15 protein-coding genes are annotated in these 17886 nt (G+C 38.8%); 4 read left to right on the top strand and 11 right to left on the bottom strand.

Features of this window, described 5'->3' with window-relative positions; all coding sequences use genetic code 11:
- Nucleotides 1-46: 46 nt before the first annotated feature.
- From J2Z81_RS09560 to J2Z81_RS09540, 5 genes are all read right to left on the bottom strand, one after another.
- Nucleotides 47-1441 (bottom strand): L-cystine transporter, encoded by a 1395-nt coding sequence (locus tag J2Z81_RS09560; protein WP_226371240.1) that lies wholly within the window; start codon nt 1439-1441, stop codon nt 47-49.
- 152 nt (nt 1442-1593) lie between these two features.
- A complete protein-coding gene (locus J2Z81_RS09555; RefSeq protein ID WP_029266657.1) occupies nt 1594-2031 on the bottom strand; it encodes an OsmC family protein in 438 nt (145 codons plus the stop codon).
- A 14-nt stretch (nt 2032-2045) separates the two neighbouring features.
- Complete coding sequence (locus J2Z81_RS09550; protein ID WP_029266659.1) at nt 2046-2405, bottom strand: DUF488 domain-containing protein; 360 nt, start codon at nt 2403-2405, stop codon at nt 2046-2048.
- A gap of 50 nt (nt 2406-2455) precedes the next feature.
- Nucleotides 2456-3226 carry a TerC family protein gene (locus tag J2Z81_RS09545; protein ID WP_029266661.1) on the bottom strand — a complete coding sequence of 257 codons (771 nt, stop codon included), beginning with the start codon at nt 3224-3226 and terminating at the stop codon, nt 2456-2458.
- A gap of 213 nt (nt 3227-3439) precedes the next feature.
- Nucleotides 3440-5182 (bottom strand): phospho-sugar mutase, encoded by a 1743-nt coding sequence (locus J2Z81_RS09540; RefSeq protein ID WP_226981314.1) that lies wholly within the window; start codon nt 5180-5182, stop codon nt 3440-3442.
- Between the two features lie 212 nt (nt 5183-5394).
- Here J2Z81_RS09540 and J2Z81_RS09535 point away from each other — a divergent pair, with 212 nt between their 5' ends.
- Entirely contained in the window at nt 5395-6477 is a 1083-nt protein-coding gene (locus J2Z81_RS09535; RefSeq protein ID WP_029266665.1) for an AI-2E family transporter, read from the top strand.
- Nucleotides 6478-6536: 59 nt separating this feature from the next.
- The gene (locus tag J2Z81_RS09530; RefSeq protein ID WP_029266667.1) at nt 6537-6716 is read left to right on the top strand and encodes an SE1832 family protein; all 180 of its coding nucleotides are present in this window, start codon (nt 6537-6539) and stop codon (nt 6714-6716) included.
- A gap of 193 nt (nt 6717-6909) precedes the next feature.
- Here J2Z81_RS09530 and J2Z81_RS09525 read toward each other — a convergent pair whose 3' ends face one another.
- Nucleotides 6910-7377 carry an S-ribosylhomocysteine lyase gene (locus J2Z81_RS09525; protein ID WP_029266669.1) on the bottom strand — a complete coding sequence of 156 codons (468 nt, stop codon included), beginning with the start codon at nt 7375-7377 and terminating at the stop codon, nt 6910-6912.
- A 154-nt stretch (nt 7378-7531) separates the two neighbouring features.
- Nucleotides 7532-9397, bottom strand: a complete 1866-nt coding sequence (locus J2Z81_RS09520; RefSeq protein WP_226371239.1) for a cation:proton antiporter — start codon at nt 9395-9397, stop codon at nt 7532-7534.
- Between the two features lie 367 nt (nt 9398-9764).
- Here J2Z81_RS09520 and brnQ point away from each other — a divergent pair, with 367 nt between their 5' ends.
- Nucleotides 9765-11051 (top strand): branched-chain amino acid transport system II carrier protein, encoded by a 1287-nt coding sequence (gene brnQ, locus J2Z81_RS09515; RefSeq protein ID WP_156947668.1) that lies wholly within the window; start codon nt 9765-9767, stop codon nt 11049-11051.
- Nucleotides 11052-11135: 84 nt separating this feature from the next.
- Entirely contained in the window at nt 11136-13280 is a 2145-nt protein-coding gene (recQ, locus tag J2Z81_RS09510; protein WP_226371238.1) for a DNA helicase RecQ, read from the top strand.
- 323 nt (nt 13281-13603) lie between these two features.
- Here the strand turns inward: recQ and J2Z81_RS09505 are convergent, their stop codons facing one another.
- The 4 genes from J2Z81_RS09505 to J2Z81_RS09490 all read right to left on the bottom strand — a co-directional run bounded on the left by J2Z81_RS09505 (nt 13604) and on the right by J2Z81_RS09490 (nt 17638).
- The gene (locus J2Z81_RS09505; RefSeq protein ID WP_226371237.1) at nt 13604-14848 is read right to left on the bottom strand and encodes an aminopeptidase; all 1245 of its coding nucleotides are present in this window, start codon (nt 14846-14848) and stop codon (nt 13604-13606) included.
- Nucleotides 14849-14939: 91 nt separating this feature from the next.
- On the bottom strand, nt 14940-16361 hold the full coding sequence (locus tag J2Z81_RS09500) for an alanine/glycine:cation symporter family protein (protein ID WP_029266679.1): 1422 nt from the start codon (nt 16359-16361) through the stop codon (nt 14940-14942).
- A gap of 129 nt (nt 16362-16490) precedes the next feature.
- Entirely contained in the window at nt 16491-17033 is a 543-nt protein-coding gene (locus J2Z81_RS09495; RefSeq protein ID WP_226371236.1) for a chromate transporter, read from the bottom strand.
- 14 nt (nt 17034-17047) lie between these two features.
- Nucleotides 17048-17638 (bottom strand): chromate transporter, encoded by a 591-nt coding sequence (locus tag J2Z81_RS09490; protein WP_226371235.1) that lies wholly within the window; start codon nt 17636-17638, stop codon nt 17048-17050.
- Nucleotides 17639-17886: the final 248 nt, after the last annotated feature.

Raw genomic sequence — 17886 nt, 5'->3', positions numbered from 1 at the left:
CGAACTTCTTTTACATTTACTGGGGTTTTGTCTCTGCCTGATTCTTCTATAAGGCAATATCTTTTTGGATTGCTGTTTGATCATTAAAAGTTTGTAAATTTAGTTTTCCTAGAACTCGGGATGTCAATGTTCCTGCAAGCATACTATCATTTACATTAAGTGCTGTACGTCCCATGTCAATCAATGCTTCGATGGAGATTAATAACCCAGCAAGTGCAACAGGCAGACCCATCGATGAAAGAACAATTAAGGCCGCAAAAGTCGCTCCTCCTCCTACACCAGCTACACCAAAGGAACTAATGCCTACGATCAGGACCAATTTGATAATAAATTCCGGTGTAAGTGGATTAATCCCTACAGATGGTGCAATCATGACAGCCAGCATTGCCGGATAAATTCCTGCACATCCATTTTGCCCAATCGTCGCACCAAAGGAAGCTGACATATTTGCAATTCCCTGATCAACACCAAGTGAATTTTTTTGTGCTTGAATATTAAGCGGAATTGTTCCCGCACTGGAGCGTGACGTAAAGGCAAAGGTTAAAACAGGTAGTGCCTTTTTCAAATACACCATTGGATTTAATCCGAATGCCCCGACTAATACTAGATGAATGATAAACATGACGAAAATCGCTGCATAAGAAGCAATAACAAATTTCCCAAGCTCCACAATGCCCGCTACATCTGTATTTGCTACGGTTGTCGTAATCAATGCCAAAATACCATACGGTGTTAAACGAAGCACTAACGTTACAATTCTCATCACAACAGCATACACAGCATTTACTATTTTCGTAAACATCTCTGCCTGTTCAGGTTTCTTTCTTCGCACACCTAATACTGCAATACCGACAAACATCGAAAAGATCACAACTGCGATTACAGAAGTGGAGCGTTCACCTGTCATATCTAAAAAGATATTAGACGGAATAAACGCTAGTATTTTCTCTGGTGCCGATAAATCCTGTACTTCTTCAAGGGAAGACTCCATCATGTTTCCTCGTTCATCTTCAGCCTGCCCTGCTTCGATCTGATCGGCGTTCAGGTCAAATAATGCAGCACTTCCTACTCCTACAAGTGCCGCTACCATTGCGGTAGTCACAAGTATTCCGATAATCCACGCTGACATCTTTCCAAGTTCAGATGATTTTTCCAAATTGATGATTGCTTGAATAATAGATACCATCACCAGCGGTACAACAATCATCATTAATAAGCGAATATAGCCGCTTCCTACAATATGATACCATTCAGATGTATTTGCTAATATATCTGAATCTGTCCCGTATATCGCTTGCAGAAGGGCACCAAAAATAATTCCTATTCCCAGACCTGTGAATACACGTTTTGTAAATGATATATGCTTTTTCTGCATCCAGATAAGAAACCCGATAATTGCTAAGAATACGGCAATATTCACACCTAGAAATAAACTATCCATAACCAATCCCCCCTATTTTTTATTTAAAAGCACTTATGACAACTAACCTTATAATTCCTATTAAATTAGTATGCTTTTATACGATACATCGATTTATATTCCATGTCAAGAAAAAAAAAGAAGGTGCGACATCTTATCGACCTTCTTTTCTCTTATATATTCGGTTGTAACTCCATTTCCACATTTCCCCGCAGCGCTCGGGAAATCATACAGCTCTTTTCCGCTTTATAAATCAATTTCCTAAGCTTTCGATCATCTTCCTCAAGAGCATCTTCTTGCAAAGTGACAGATGGTTTATGAATGATTTTTTTATACGTTATCACACCATTTGTTACATCCACAATCCCTTCTGACTCTAGGGACATTTCTTTTAAAGGTAGCTTTGCATGCTCTATCATCGCTGCTAACGTGATAACGTAGCAGGTTGCTGCGGCACCAAGCAGCATTTCATCAGGGTTGGTGCCAATACCCGGTCCGTTCATTTCAGTTGGGATCGATATTTTTGTTTGTAAGTTTCCCGCTTCGATATAACCATCACGATTTCTTCCGCCTGGCCAATCCGCTTTTAAATGAAAATGATGTTCAGCCAATGGAACGCCCCCTTTTACTGATGATCCAGAATTTCCTTTAGCACATTTGCTTGGTTATTTTTTTCATCTTTTGCTGCATATAAAAGTGTCATTTCTTTATTATTTTCTTTTATAAGCTGTTTTAGTTTTTCAAGTTCTTTTTGCTGATCACCGCTTGTTAGTTCCATCTTATATTTTTCCTTAAATGCTGGATACTTCTGCGGATCATGTCCAAACCATTTTCTAAGCTCATTAGATGGCCCTACTTCTTTCATCCAATGATCAAGCCTGGCCTTTTCTTTTGACATCCCTCTCGGCCAGATACGGTCAACCAGAACACGTATACCATCTTCATCTTTCGCTTCTTCATAAATTCGTTTGACTTTTACTGGCATATGACTCACCTCTCTACCTAACGATACCCGTTCTACGGGAAAATAAGCAATTAAGTAAAATCACGTTTGTCCATCGTCTTGCTCTTTTTTCCTGAAGCAAACCATCCAGTTGCTGCTATGCCAACTAATACGATATAGAAGATAAGTTTCCATATTGTTGATTCTGGGAAATCATGCGGAATAAGTGCAATATCCTCATGTGCCAATACCAGAACAGTCAGTTTGATCCCAACCCATCCGACAATGAAAAATGCAGCCGTTTCTAAGCCTGGACGTTTATGCAGCAAGGACACAAAGACATTTGCTGCAAAACGCATGATGATCAGTCCGATCATACCACCGGCGAATACGACAATAAATTGTGCTGTATCTAAACTTCCGATATGCCCAAGGTCAGTTGCAGGAAGTGCTACAGCAAGTGCCACTGCAGCTAGGATGGAATCTACAGCAAATGCTAAATCGGCAATTTCGACTTTAAAAACCGTCATCCAAAACCCGCTTCCTTTTCCTTTGAGCTTGACTTCTTTTTCTTTATGGGCAAACACCTCATATAAATTTTTCACGGATATAAATAGTAAGTATGCTGCACCTAATGCTTGTACTTCCCAAAAGTCAACAAGGAATGAAATAACAAATAAAGAGCCAAAACGCAGGACAAAGGCCCCAAATAAGCCATAAAAGAGTGCTTTCTTCCGTTTTTCTTCTGGTAAATGCTTTACCATAATTGCTAGCACTAAAGCATTATCTGCTGCTAATAAACCTTCCAGCCCAACTAAAACAACCAAAACCCATAAATATTCTACTAGTAATTGCATGTCCATTTCGATTTTATCTCCTTATTAAAAAAAATGTCCTTACTAATAAGTAAGAACCATCAAAAAAGACCCTTACCTATTAGTGGTAAAGGTCTCGCTAACAACGTCCAGTTGCCAAGTAAGCCGGAGATATCATCTCGTAATGACGACTTAATTTGTACAGCTACTCCCCTTTAGGAATATATATAACTTTTTTAAAGCATGTTTATAACATTTCGCTTAACAATTCTTGAGGATTCGGTCCATCATCTCATTCATTGTTGTTTGTAAAATTTCTAATCGCTGTTTACTTTCTTCCATATTTTCGCCTCGAGCACCATAGTAGCATTTAATTTTCGGCTCTGTACCAGATGGACGTAAACAAACCCAACTATCCTTTTCTAGTACATACTTTAACACATTTTCACGTGGTAGTTCAATCGTTTCTTTTTTATCTTCATGCTGCGTGAAAGTCCGAGTGCATGTTAAATAATCCTCAAATTTTTCCACTTTTATCCCAGCTATTTCTGATAATGGATTGTTTCGCATTTCTTTCATCATTTGCTCAATTTGGCGGGAACCCTCTATCCCCTTCAGTGTTATAGAGGACAGTCCTTCTTGATAGTAGCCATGTTTTTCATATAATAGCTCTAAAGCATCCAGCAATGTTTTCCCTTGTCTTTTCCAATAATCAGCCATTTCACAGGCGACGACTGCCGCTTGAATAGCGTCTTTATCACGCACAAAACTCCGAATTAAATAGCCATAGCTTTCCTCAAAGCCAAAAATGAACGTTTCTCCTGTTGCATCATATTGCTTTATTTTTTCGCCAATATATTTAAAACCTGTTAACACATCGACTGTTTTCGCACCGTGAGAAGAAGCGATGGCTCGTCCAAGTTCTGTTGTAACAATGGATTTAATCATTTTACCATTTTTAAAAACATCCTGGTCGATATGTGATAAGAGATAATCCAGTAATAAAGATCCGAGCTGATTGCCAGTTAATACGGAGTATACCCCGTCCTCATCCTTCACTGCGACCCCTAAGCGGTCTGCATCTGGATCGGTTCCAAGCAAAATGTCCGCGCCTTTTTCTTTTCCTTGCTCAATAGCCATTGTAAACGCCTGATGTTCTTCTGGGTTAGGAGAATCAACCGTTGAAAATTCCGGATCGGGTTTTGCCTGTTCTTCAACAATAGCTACATTTGGAAAATTTAATTGTTTCAAACCTTCCATAACAAGCTTGCTTGCTGTTCCATGTAAAGGGGTAAATACAACTTGTAAATCTTTATCCTGCTGAAGGTGCTGTTCTTCCATTTTAGAAATTTGCTTTAATTGCTCTAAATAAGCATGATCCACTTCATTGCCAATCCAATTTAAAAGCCCTTTCTCTTCCAGCACCTCTTTTTCCAAAATAGGAACCGTGAGTTCATTTTCTGTTTGCTGAATGGAAGCAACAATATGATCCGCTTCATCTGGTGTGATTTGTCCGCCGTCTTCGTTATATACTTTAAAGCCGTTGTATTCCGGTGGATTATGGCTGGCGGTAATCATGATTCCAGCTGTGGTCCCTAAATACCTGACAGCAAATGATAAAAGAGGGGTCGGGCGCAGCGATTCAAATACATGTGTTTTAATGCCATACGCGCCAAGTACTTTAGCAGCTTCTACTGCAAATTCCTTGGACATGTATCTTGAATCATATGCAACAACTACACCGCGGTCTTTTACATTTACACAATTAACCTTGATATAATTGGCTAGGCCATTTACTGCTTTTCGCACTGTATAAATATTCATCCGATTCCTGCCAGGTCCTAAAATCCCGCGCATTCCACCCGTACCAAAGGTTAATTCTGTGTAGAAGGCATCCTCTAATGCTACTTTATCCTCTTTCATTTGGTTTAATTCTTTTTTTAATGCTGGATCGAGATCCTGGAATGAATTCCATTTTTCATATGCCTTTTCCCAACTAGTCAATGTTGCATCCCCCTAATACGAACCTTTTTATCTGCTCAAATTTTAACACACTTTACATATTTATTCTATTAAATTCGACGGGGTTCGTTTATGAAGTTTACTATTTTCAATATCAAATAAAAATGGAATATAGGAAAAGAACGGTTTCTATTATTGCCTGATACAGGTAAAATAAGAGATAAAAGACCAGAAAATAGAAAGTTGTGATAATCATGCTGCAAAAACGTTGGTTTCAAACATTAACTTTTTTCATTTTAGTTTTTCTTCTCATTTTATTAATCTCACTTACAAACTTTATCTTTACACCACTGCTAAAGTATATTGGTGCTGTTGCTCTCCCCATAATCGGAGCCGGAATTCTCTTTTACTTGACTAAGCCTGTGATGCACTTTTTTGAGAGATTTAAAATACCACGGGGTATTTCTATTTTATTCGTTTTCCTGCTGCTCATTTTTACTGGCTTTTTGATTACTACATATATCGCTCCAATCGCACAAACACAATTTTTAAATCTTGTTGACAACATTCCAAAAATGGTCGAGGCAGTGCAAGATCTAATTTATTACTGGCAAGCAAATCAGACCGTCATCCCGGATGAGGTTAATAAGACCATTAATAATTTTACAAATAATTTGCAATCCCATTTGGAAAACGTGATGAGTTACCTATTTGGTTTTATCAGTCAGTTAATTAGCTTTATCGCAGCAATTGTACTTGTTCCATTCTTTTTATTCTTTATGTTAAAAGATGGTGAAAAATTAGTACCGCATATTACACAGATTTTCGAGAAGAAAAAGGCGGAAAATATTCGCAATTTACTTCATAAAATTGATGTTACGTTAACAGCATTCATCCAAGGGCAGTTGATTGTGAGCTTTTGTGTTGGTGTACTCTTATTTATCGGTTACATCAGCATTGGGCTAAATTATTCATTAACCCTAGCTCTTTTTGCAATGCTGATGAATGTCATTCCTTTTCTAGGTCCATTTATTGCTGTTGTACCAGCTCTTATTGTCGGTGCATTCCAAGATCCAATGATGATTGTCTGGGTTTCGATTATTACACTGATTGCACAGCAAATTGAAAGTAATTTCATATCACCGAATGTAATGGGACGCGTTTTAGATTTACATCCATTAACCGTCATCACCGTTATTTTAGCAGCTGGCAGCATTGCAGGCTTTTTAGGCATTCTGTTCGCAGTACCGTTTTATGCTATTATCAAAACGATCATTGTCCATTTTTATAAAACATACCAAGACTCAAAAGAACATAAAGACGATGCATTAATCTAAAGAACTTACTTGTTTTCAAACATCTTTTTCCGCTAAACTATCCATAGAGGTGATTTCTAATGACAAAAAAAGAATTGGAAGCCAAATTAGCTGAATTAAAGTCAGATTATGTACGTATCCAAGGAGATATGGATAAATTAGAATTTGTTGGTGGCCGGGTGTCTTCAGCAGAAGAACAATTAGTTCGATTGGAAAAGGAAATAGCGGAACTGAATGATAAGCTGGAGGCGTTTGATTAAGCAGAAATACTTCCTTTTGAAAAAACTGTTTTCTCATACTTTATTTTTATGCCACTGCAGCCCGAAGACATTTCGCTTTTTGCGGGGGAGCCGTGAGCCTCCTCACTCGTATGTTTAAAACAACAACCTTTAAAAATACAGCCTTGATTAAAAAAGCAGATGGTGCCGCGCGGACACCATCTGCTCCTTTTGTTTATGCTTCAAAAACTTTATCCCATGAACTTCTCTTCTTTAGCATCTCTTCTGCTAGCTTTTTGGCTCCCTCAAGACTATGACTAGCTGCCCATCCGCATTGTACTTCGTTACATGCCGGAACTGCATCAGCCTCCAGTACATCATTTAATGTCTTTTCGATCGTATCTAATATTGCCTCGTAATTATCATGATTCAATACGGTTAAATAAAAACCCGTCTGGCACCCCATTGGTCCAATATCCACAATATTGTCATGGTGATTGCGAATTTTCTCTGCCATTAGATGTTCCAGTGAATGAAGTGCCGGCATTTCCATATGTTCCTTGTTTGGCTGTTTAAAACGGAGATCATATTTGTGAATAACATCCCCACTTTCCCCTTTCGTTACACCTGCTAATCGAACATATGGTGCTTTTACCTTGGTATGATCGAGATTAAAGCTTTCTACATTCATTTTCTCTGCCATAACAATTCACCTCACCTATTTATCTATTGCTTCACCTTTACATATAAATGATAACATACTCCTTTTACGTTTAGCTTCTTTTTCAGGTTATACAATGAATTCCAGTCTCAAGCAAGAAAAGAGTGAAGGCCTATTAGCCTCACTCTTATTAGCCTCACTCTTTTGTTCCGTTATTCGTTCCATTACTTCGTTGGTTTTCCAGCTTTGCCTGGATTTTTTTAATTTCTTTATTTGGCGGTGTTAAACTAACAATAATATCGCCTGCTCCAGGAATTGCCTTCGTGTCCTCCGCATAAAATCTAATTTGTCCAGACGGCTTAATAACGTATAAAAATACGGTAGCATCATCTTTTTCTTCGACATATTGTTTATAACTATATTGCTGTGTAATCGTTGTTTGGCGGAAAATATAGCCATTGTTAATTTTTTCATTTAAATCATCCAGCGCCATTTTCTCTTTAAATAAAATACGTCCTCCGATTTTCGATACAATATCACTAGAACTACTGTCTATCTGCCTGAAAGGGCTAATTTTAAATACATTGGTTCTTCCGTATTCAGGCATAAAAGTTGTACATACAAGTGCATTGTACGAATGAAAATCCGTAGCTGCAATTATATACTCATATGGAATCGTGTCCAAGTTATATTCTGTTTGCTCTGACAGCATTTCCCCGTGGTAAAAAGGTACACCCTCTTTTCTTGCATAACGAAGTTTTTCCCAGGAGGAGTCAACAATAATAATAGGTACTCTTGCTTTTCTAAGTGATTTTGCAAGTTCTACGGTAAACGGGTTACTGCCGACAATCAGTGTTCCAGGTCTTCCTTCCATTGATAAATGAAGCTTTTTTGCTAAACCGCGAATCGAGAATCCGTGCGCAATAACCGTAAAAATCACTAGTCCGAACGTTAACGTAGTCAAAATAGAGGCATCTTCATAGCCAGCATCAGTCAGAATCGAAGCAAAATAACTGGAAACCGTTAATGCGACAATTCCTCTGGGTGCAATCCACCCTACTAACGCTTTCTCATTTAATGACAAGTCTGTTTTAATCGTTGAGAGAAAAATGGACAATGGACGTACTGCAAACATCATCAATAATACATAACCGATAATATTTGGACTAAATATTTGCAACAATGTATCCATTTTTAATGAGGCAGTCAGCATAATAAAGATTGCTGATATTAAAAGAATGGACACATTTTCCTTGAAGTGCCTCATATCAGCAACAGAGCTTATTCCCATGTTTGCTAATGTAATACCCATGGCAGTCACTGAAAGCAGTCCCGTTTCATGCATGAATTCATCTGGTATCGTAAAGCATAAAATCACTACGACAAAAACAGCGGGGGACTTCAAGAATTCAGGTATATGTCCTGTCTCAAACATCCAACCAATTCCTCTTCCACACAGCCATCCGAAAATGCCAGCAAAAACAGATCCGACAAAGAATAGAACAAGTGCCGCCCCATTCGGATTCTCAGCCGTCAAATAAGCGATAATTTCAAAAGCAAATACCGCTAAGAGAGCACCGATCGGGTCAACAATAATACCTTCCCATTTTAAAATTTTTGCTGGACGCGGCTTTAATTTTGACTGGCGGAGCAAGGGCATAATAACGGTTGGACCTGTAACAATAAATAATCCACCAATCACAAAAGCGACTGGCCATGATAACCCTGCAATATAATGAGCGGTTAAAGAGCCAAGTATCCAAGCAATAAAAGCACCGATCGTAGAGATACGAAATACAGGCTTTCCAAGGCCTCTTAATTCCTTAAAGTTTAAATTCAAACTTCCTTCAAAAAGGATGATAGCAACTGCAACGGATATAATAGGATTATATAAATTACCGAAATCTTCCTCTGGATTGATGAACCCTAAAATTGGTCCTACCAGCAAACCTGTAACAGACATTACAACAATCGCTGGTATCCGGTAACGCCAGGCTGCCCACTGGGCTCCAATCCCTAAAAGACCGATAAGCATAATTTCAAATAAGATAGATGGAACCATTTGATACCCCCTCATATAAGCGCATGTAAGTTCAAATTGCCTTCCACCAACATGACGATTTTAAATATATAGGGTCAGTTTAAATGGGAAAGAGGAGAATGTAAATACTTTTAATCATTTATATTTTAAAAACAAATTTTTCTCTATTATCATAATAATTAGTAATCGGACACATAATTTTTGAAATTAAAGCCATTAAAATTATTCTACAAATATTGACATAAACTGCGCTTCATTGGTAGTATATATTTTGTTTGATTTGAATGAAATGTCTATACAATTCGATTCCCCTTTTTAATTTTCAGATAATATTGAAAAAGGATACTTTTTTTGAAACTAAATTGTTGCAAGTTTGGGAGGATAACACATCGTGAATAAAAATACATTTATTATAGGTTTTATGCTTTTTGCTCTTTTTTTTGGGGCGGGAAATTTAATTTATCCACCAACACTCGGTTCTGAATCCGGCACATCTTACTGGACCGCAATCGCCGGATTTGTCATCACTGGTGTTGGACTGCCAATACTTGCAGTAACAGCTATTTCATTTGTGAAAAATGATGCAAGAGAATTAGCAAACCATGTACATCCGCTATTCGGGCTTATCTTTACTTCGATTGTATATCTTGCCATTGGACCTTTTTTCGGAATACCACGTGCTGCTACTGTTGCTTATGAAATGAGTGTGGAACCATTCATCGGAGATAAAGCCTCCATGGCATTATTTATTTTTACAACCATATTTTTCGCACTTGTTTTACTTGTCAGTCTTAACCCATCTAAAATGGTTGATCGGATTGGCCAGTTCTTAACACCAATTTTGTTACTCGCGATTGTTGCTTTAAGTATTGGGGGATTTATCCTACTTAAAGACCCACTAGGAGCACCTGGAGAAAAGTATGTAAGTTCTCCATTTTTTACGGGATTCGTAGAGGGGTACTTGACCATGGATGCTATTGCTGCATTTGCATTTGGTATCATCGTTGTAAATGCATTTAAAGAACGTGGAATTTCAACGCAGAGCAACCTTATTAAATCAACTTTAAAATCGGGCATAATAACAGCAATTGGCTTAATTGCAGTCTATGCATCTATTGGTTGGATTGGTGCTAAAATGGCAAGTCAAGGAACCTATGAAAATGGAGGCGAAATTTTATCCAGTGCAGCTAACTTCATGTTCGGTGACTTCGGTACCTTATTACTCGGTATTATTGTTACCCTTGCATGTTTTACTACAGCAGTCGGATTAATCGTTGCCTCAGGACAATACTTCAGTAAAATTATTCCGCTTCCATATCCTGTCATTATCACGATTTGGACATTGGCAAGCTATCTGATTGCAAATCAGGGACTAAATACCATTATTAGCTATTCTGTCCCCGTACTTACTTTCATTTACCCAATTACGATTGTTCTTATTCTCTTAACCTTCACGCAAAGACTCTTTCATTCTTCCAGTGAAGTGTACCGCGGGGCGATTATTGGTACGATGATTGTTAGTATTTATGATGGATTAATAGAATTTGGCCTTGAATTGCCAACAATAACAAGTTTTATGGAAAAGCTTCCATTTTTCACAATCGGCCTTGGCTGGATTGTCCCAGCCTTCATTGGTGCCGCCATTGGCTTTTTATTTTCACGAACAAAAAACTGACGTCTTGCGTCAGTTTTTTTATGAAATGAATCGAGTCTAAGATCGTGAAAATATGTTAGGATAGAAAAATAAAGGAGGATCCCATTGTTAGTGAAAGAGGAAAAAATTCTACAAACCTATTTTGGCTATGAAACGTTTCGTCCCGGACAAAAAGAAACAATCGATAATATCTTGCAAACGAAAAACACACTTGCTGTCATGCCTACAGGTGGAGGAAAATCGTTATGCTATCAAATTCCCGGCCTGTCTAGAGACGGCACAGCGATTATCATTTCTCCATTAATTTCACTGATGAAAGACCAAGTTGATGCTCTAAAATCACTAGGCATACCTGCTACATATATTAACAGTTCGCTATCAGCAAGTGAACAGCAAACACGACTTCAGGATGTCTTTAAAAACAGGTATAAATTTGTTTACGTTGCACCCGAGCGTTTTGAATCCTATAGCTTTACGAATACCATAAAAAGAATCCCCTTATCTCTAGTAGCCTTTGATGAAGCACACTGTATTTCTCAATGGGGGCATGACTTTAGACCAAGCTATCGATCCATCGTTCCTCAGTTAAAACAGCTTGCTAACATTCCTGTATTCGTTGCCCTAACTGCTACTGCTACGGAAGAAGTTATTTCTGATATTCAGCAGCTGCTTCATATAGAAAAGGATTCCGTCATTAATACTGGCTTTGAGCGTGACAATTTATCCTTTCATATTGTAAAGGGGAAAGATCGCACATCTTATGTTCGTTCCTTTCTAGAGGAGCATCCGAATGAATCTGGAATCATTTACACAGCAACACGAAAACAGGTAGATTCCTTATATGAACAGCTTCAGAAGCGAGGATTCTCCGTATCCAAATACCATGCGGGTCTGTCTGAAGAGGCGCGTAAGCAAGCACAAGTTGCTTTCATCCATGATGAGGTAAATATCATGATTGCCACAAATGCATTTGGAATGGGAATTGATAAGTCAAACGTACGCAATATCATTCACTACGCAATGCCAATGAATATCGAGTCTTATTATCAGGAAGCCGGAAGAGCAGGACGGGACGGGGAACCCAGTGATTGTATTCTACTATTCTCACCGCAGGACATTCAATTACAGAAATTTTTAATTGAACAATCCATGATGAATGACGAAGCCAAACAGCTGGAATATCGTAAATTACAGGCCATGATTAATTATTGCCATACACATGGCTGCCTGACTTCTTTCATCTTAGATTATTTTAATGATCAACCCACACAAGAGACTTGTGGACGGTGCAGCAATTGCGTGCACCGCCAGGAAAAAACAGAAATAACTGAAGAAGCACAAATGATTCTTTCCTGTGTAAAAAGAATGGGTGAACGCTTCGGAGTTGGCATGACCGCCAAAGTACTTAAAGGTTCAAAAGACAAAAAGATAAGAGAATTTCAATTAAATAACTTATCCACCTATGGCATTCTGTCCGCTTACACGGAAAAAGAACTGACCGAGTGGATTCACTTTTTAATTGCCGAACAACTCCTTGCTACAGAAGAAGGAAAATTTCCAACCCTGAAATTAAACCGAAACTCTGTGGATGTATTAAAAGGGCAGAGACCCGTATGGATGTATACCGCTCCATTACCGGTTAACGAACAAGCAGACTATCATGAAGATTTATTTACGAAACTGCGAGCATTACGCAAGCAAATTGCCGATGAAAAAAATGTGCCACCCTATGTTTTATTCTCTGACGCAACATTAAAAGAATTAAGTCGTTATATCCCGGAAGAAAAGGAAGATATGCTCGACATTAAAGGAATTGGCGAAAAGAAATACGAACAGTATGGAGAGGTATTCCTGGATGTTATTAAAGGCTGGCGCAAAGATCATCCCGATGTAAAAGCAAAAATACAGATTTCAAGTACTTCACCAGCAAAACCGAAAAAAGACCCGAATGATGACCGGCCAAGTCACATGATTAGTTATCAGATGTTCCAATCCGGAAAATCCATCAAGGATATTGCTCTTATCAGGGAAATGTCTTCCCAAACCATCGAAAAACATTTGTTCAGGGCATACAAAGATGGCTTTCCACTGGCATGGGAGATATTTTTTAATCCTGAAGAAGAGACACAAATTTTAGCAGCATACGAGGAAGTTGCGGAACCTCGGTTAAAGCTATTAAAAGAAGCCTTACCGGAAGCATATAGTTATACAAAAATTAAGGCTGTTTTAGTAAAGAATGATATCATGTAAAGAAAACACAAAGCTATTAAAAAAAGGTTAGGACATAACTAGCCAAGAATAAGTAAAAATGGGTTCGATCATCAAAGGCCGATGATCGAACCCATTTTTCGTTATAATAAATTTTCTGGTTTTTCATATCTAGTTGACTGGAACGAAAGGCGGCTGAGGCCGTGCCCGCGGAAAGCAGCCGCCTGCAGTGCAAGTCAACGGGATTACTAAATAAGTATAAATCGCACGGAAAAATAAAATAAAGAAGTTCGCGAGTTCCATCTAGAGATAGGACTCCCGAACTTCTTTTACATTTACTGGGGTCTTGTCCCAGGCTCTTCCTATTATTTCCCTTCTATATCCAAAGCCCATGTACCGTTTCTAAAAACAGCTTCTGTTGTACCATCTGCTTTTACACCGTCAATGTCTAGCTTTTCTGAGCCAATCATGAAGTCAACATGTGTCAAGCTATCATTCACACCATGCTGATCCAGTTCTTTCTCATCCATTTCGGCCCCGCCTGCTAGGTTTGTTGGATAAGCCTTACCGAGCGCAATATGGCAAGATGCGTTCTCATCAAATAACGTATTATAAAAAATCAGACCGGACTGGGAAACAGGGGATTCATGTGGTACTAATGCAACTTCCCCTAGGCGCTTGGCACCTTCATCCGTATCCAGTAAATGCTTTAATGTTTCTTCCCCTTGCTCCGCCTGATAGTCTACTACTTTCCCGTCTTTAAATGTCAGGCTAAAGTTATCAATGAGGCTTCCCCCATAATTTAAAGGCTTTGTGCTCGTCACTGTTCCATTCACCCCATATTTATGCGGCAGGGAAAATACTTCTTCCGTCGGCATGTTTGGATTAAAAGTAATCCCTTTTTCCGACTCGGCTGACCCGCCTTTCCAAATATGGCCTTTAGGAAGCTCAATTTCTAAATCTGTGCCCGGCGCTTTATAAATTAACTTTTGATAGTTTTTCTCATTTAATATTTCCCTGGCTATTTTCAATGTCTCATTATGCGCATCCCAAGCAGCGACAGGATTATCCTGATCAACACGGACAATTTTCACAATTGCTTCCCATAAACTTTCGATTGCATCATCCTTTGCTTGATCAGGAAAGATTTTTTGCGCCCAGTTCCCAGTCGGGATAGAAATAATAGACCAGGTAATTTTATCATTCATCGTATATTTTCGGAAATTCTTCATCGCTTCCGCACCAGCTTTATTCGCCTTCGCAATCAAGGAAGGATCAATATCCTTCAATAAATCTGGATCGGTGGAGCGGATGGACAGGACAGCTGCACCATCTTCTGCGTACATATCATGTAATTTCACTTTCCACTCCGGATAATGAGCAATTACTTCTTCCGGAGCATTTTTAAATTTGAGCAACGTTAATTCATCATCTACCCAATTAATATGGACATCTTTCGCTCCTAATTCATATGCTTTGCGAGTAACGATTTTAGTAAAATCAGCACCCTCTATCGGAGCATTTATCATTAAAGCTTGATTTTTTTGTAAATTAACGCCTGTACGAAGCGCTAATTCAGCATATTTTTCTTGCGTTTGTTGACGAACCATCATCATACCTCCATTTTAAAAATTTATGAGATTCCCAAGAATATTATTTCATACCATACAGGATTTACCAACTATATGAAAACAATTCAGGTTAAGAATTTTCCTTTGCTTGTTTACGCTCCCAGTACTCAATGCCTGTTTCATCTTCTAATACATCTCTGTAAAACACAGGGTCTTTCCCAGCCTTGCGCTGCTGCCTGTAATCTTTCAGAACACGATTTGCTACTTTAAATAATTTTGTAATCGCATAAAGGTTAATCAGTGCCATGATTGCCATGGTGACGTCAGCAAGTGCCCAGACCAAATCAAAAGAAGCTAAAGCACCAAACACCACCATGACGAGCGCAACGATTCGATAGATAAATAATCCAACTTTACTATCTTTGATATAACCGATATTACTTTCCCCGTAATAGTAATTTCCTAAAATAGAACTATATGCAAATAGAAAGATAGCAATCGCAATGAAAGCGGAAGCCCAACCGCCAACATGAAATTCAAAAGCTTTTTGCGTTAATTGAATACCATCTGCCTTACTTCCCTCATAGCCGCCAGCAGAAATAAGAATAAATCCTGTTGCACTACAGATTAAAATCGTATCAAAAAATACACCCAAGGCCTGAATGAAGCCTTGTTTAGCAGGGTGCGTTACTTCTGCAGTAGCCGCAGCGTTCGGGGCACTCCCCATACCAGCTTCATTAGAGAATAATCCACGTTTAATCCCCATCATAATTGCCGCTCCAAATCCACCACCGGCAACTTCGCGAATACCAAAAGCATTAGCAAAAATAAGTCCAATCATATTAGGAATTTCTGTAATATTCATGATAAGGACATAAATCGCTAGTAAAATATACAAAATGGCCAAAACAGGTACGATAATCTGCGTTACATTCGCAATACTTCTTAGACCGCCAAATATGACGACTGCAGTTAATAAGACAAGGACAATCGCCATGTACTCTGCACCAAATTCAAATTCTCCGGCAAAAGCCAAGCTGATCGTGTTTGCCTGCACAGAATTAAATACAAGTCCATATGTAAATGTAATCGTGATTGCAAATACAATCCCAAGCCAACGTTTATTTAATCCCTTCTCCATATAATAAGCAGGGCCACCCCGATACTGCGTTTTTCCAGGAACTTTATACACCTGTGCAAGTGTACTTTCCACAAAAGCTGTAGCAGAGCCGAGCAGCGCAAGCAGCCACATCCAGAAGATAGCACCTGGACCTCCTGCAGCGATTGCAGTTGCTACACCCGCCAAATTACCAGTTCCAACCCTTGATGCAGCACTTATAGCAAATGCCTGGAAAGAAGATGTTCCCTTTTTACCCGAAGCATCGATTGTTCGTTTATCAAATAATACACGGAACATTTCTGTAAAGTATCTGAACTGTACGAAGTTCGTCTTAAACGTAAACCATAAACCTAACCCAATGAGTACTGCAATTAGCACATACGTCCACAGTACATCATTTACTTCACCTATTATTTTTTCAATTATATCCAAAATAAAACGTTCTCCCTTCTCCCTTTGAAATAAAAGCTATTTATGATATACCCATCTTCTATTTTATACTAACCAAAGCCACAGGAAAATCTCATTCAAAAAAAACTTCACTATTTTTTAGTGAAGTTTTTAATAATAAATAACAACTCCCATCACACCCGACAGAAGGATTACCATTACCGGATTTATTTTTGTAAATAAAAGAAGGCCTAGTCCTGCTATTACAAAAAGAATCCCGATCCACTCAAAGCCCAGCAACTTTGAAGTACCTATCATATCGTTTTGCATAGCAAAATGAATCGCAGCATAGGCAATTAAACCTGTTATAACCGGGCGTAATCCATAAAACGCATCATCCATGAAGTTTCGCTTCTTCATCTTATACATAAACAACGATAGGAGTACAACAATGAGCAGAGAAGGCAAGGAAACAGCAACGGCTGAGATTGCCGCTCCTAACATCCCACCAACTTTATATCCAACAAACACCGCACTGTTTGTTGCAATAGGCCCCGGAGACATACCAGCTATCGCTACTACATCCGTAAACTCTTGTGTTGACAGCCATTGATGTGCTCGCACTTCATATTCAATGACAGGAATCATGGCGTAACCTCCACCAAAGGAAATAAAACCAATTTTAAGAAAAGAAACAAAAAGATTCCAGTACATTTATTTTTCCCACCTTACCCATGTTGATCTGCTCCCTGCCTTGCAACATGCTTTGATGTAACACGTTTTCTATTTAATAAAATACCAATAACTCCACCAGCGATAAGGATAAAAATTGGATGGACAGGTACAAATAAAAATAAGATTAACGCAACACCTGCAATGATACCTGTTACTGTATTAAAGATGGCTGTTTTACCGATGGTAATTGCAGCATACGCGATTAGTGCAACAATTGCCGGGCGAATCCCCATAAATGCAGCTTCAACGATCGGGTTGTGCTGAAAACTCAAAAATAAAGCAGCGAGCGCAACAATGATTAAGAAGGTCGGTGTAACAATCCCGATTGTCCCGGCTATTGCGCCAAATAAGCCAGCTATACGGTAACCAATGAATGTGGCAGTGTTTACAGCAATAGAGCCAGGGACCGTTTGCGCCATAACCAAAACATCTGCAATATCTTTCTCCTCCACCCACTTTTTCTTCACGGTTACAGCCCGCTCCAGTAAAGGAATCATAGCATATCCTCCACCAAATGAAACCGGGCTGATTTTAAAAAAGGTAAAAAAGATATCCCATAGTAATTTTATTTTATTCTTCTCCATACCGACCCTCCAACTACGCTATATAAGAATCAATTACCATACTGCCGGCACCTATTGCAGTAGCATTTTCACCCAGATTCCCATGACTAAAATTCACTTCACATCCAGGATACAAGCTGTTAATTCACTCCGTAGCCGTTTGTACTACGGTCTGAATCGAGTAGGTGACTAACCATTACTTGGTTAGTCGACCTCTCACACCACCGTACGTACGGTTCCGTATACGGCGGTTCAATCTCTTGAGTATC

Origin of the sequence: Virgibacillus alimentarius (assembly GCF_017874635.1) — a bacterium.
Taxonomy (GTDB): Bacteria; Bacillota; Bacilli; order Bacillales; family Amphibacillaceae; genus Virgibacillus_B; species Virgibacillus_B alimentarius.
Note: the sequence above shows the minus strand (reverse complement) of the source record. Positions and strands in the feature narration are given on the sequence as shown.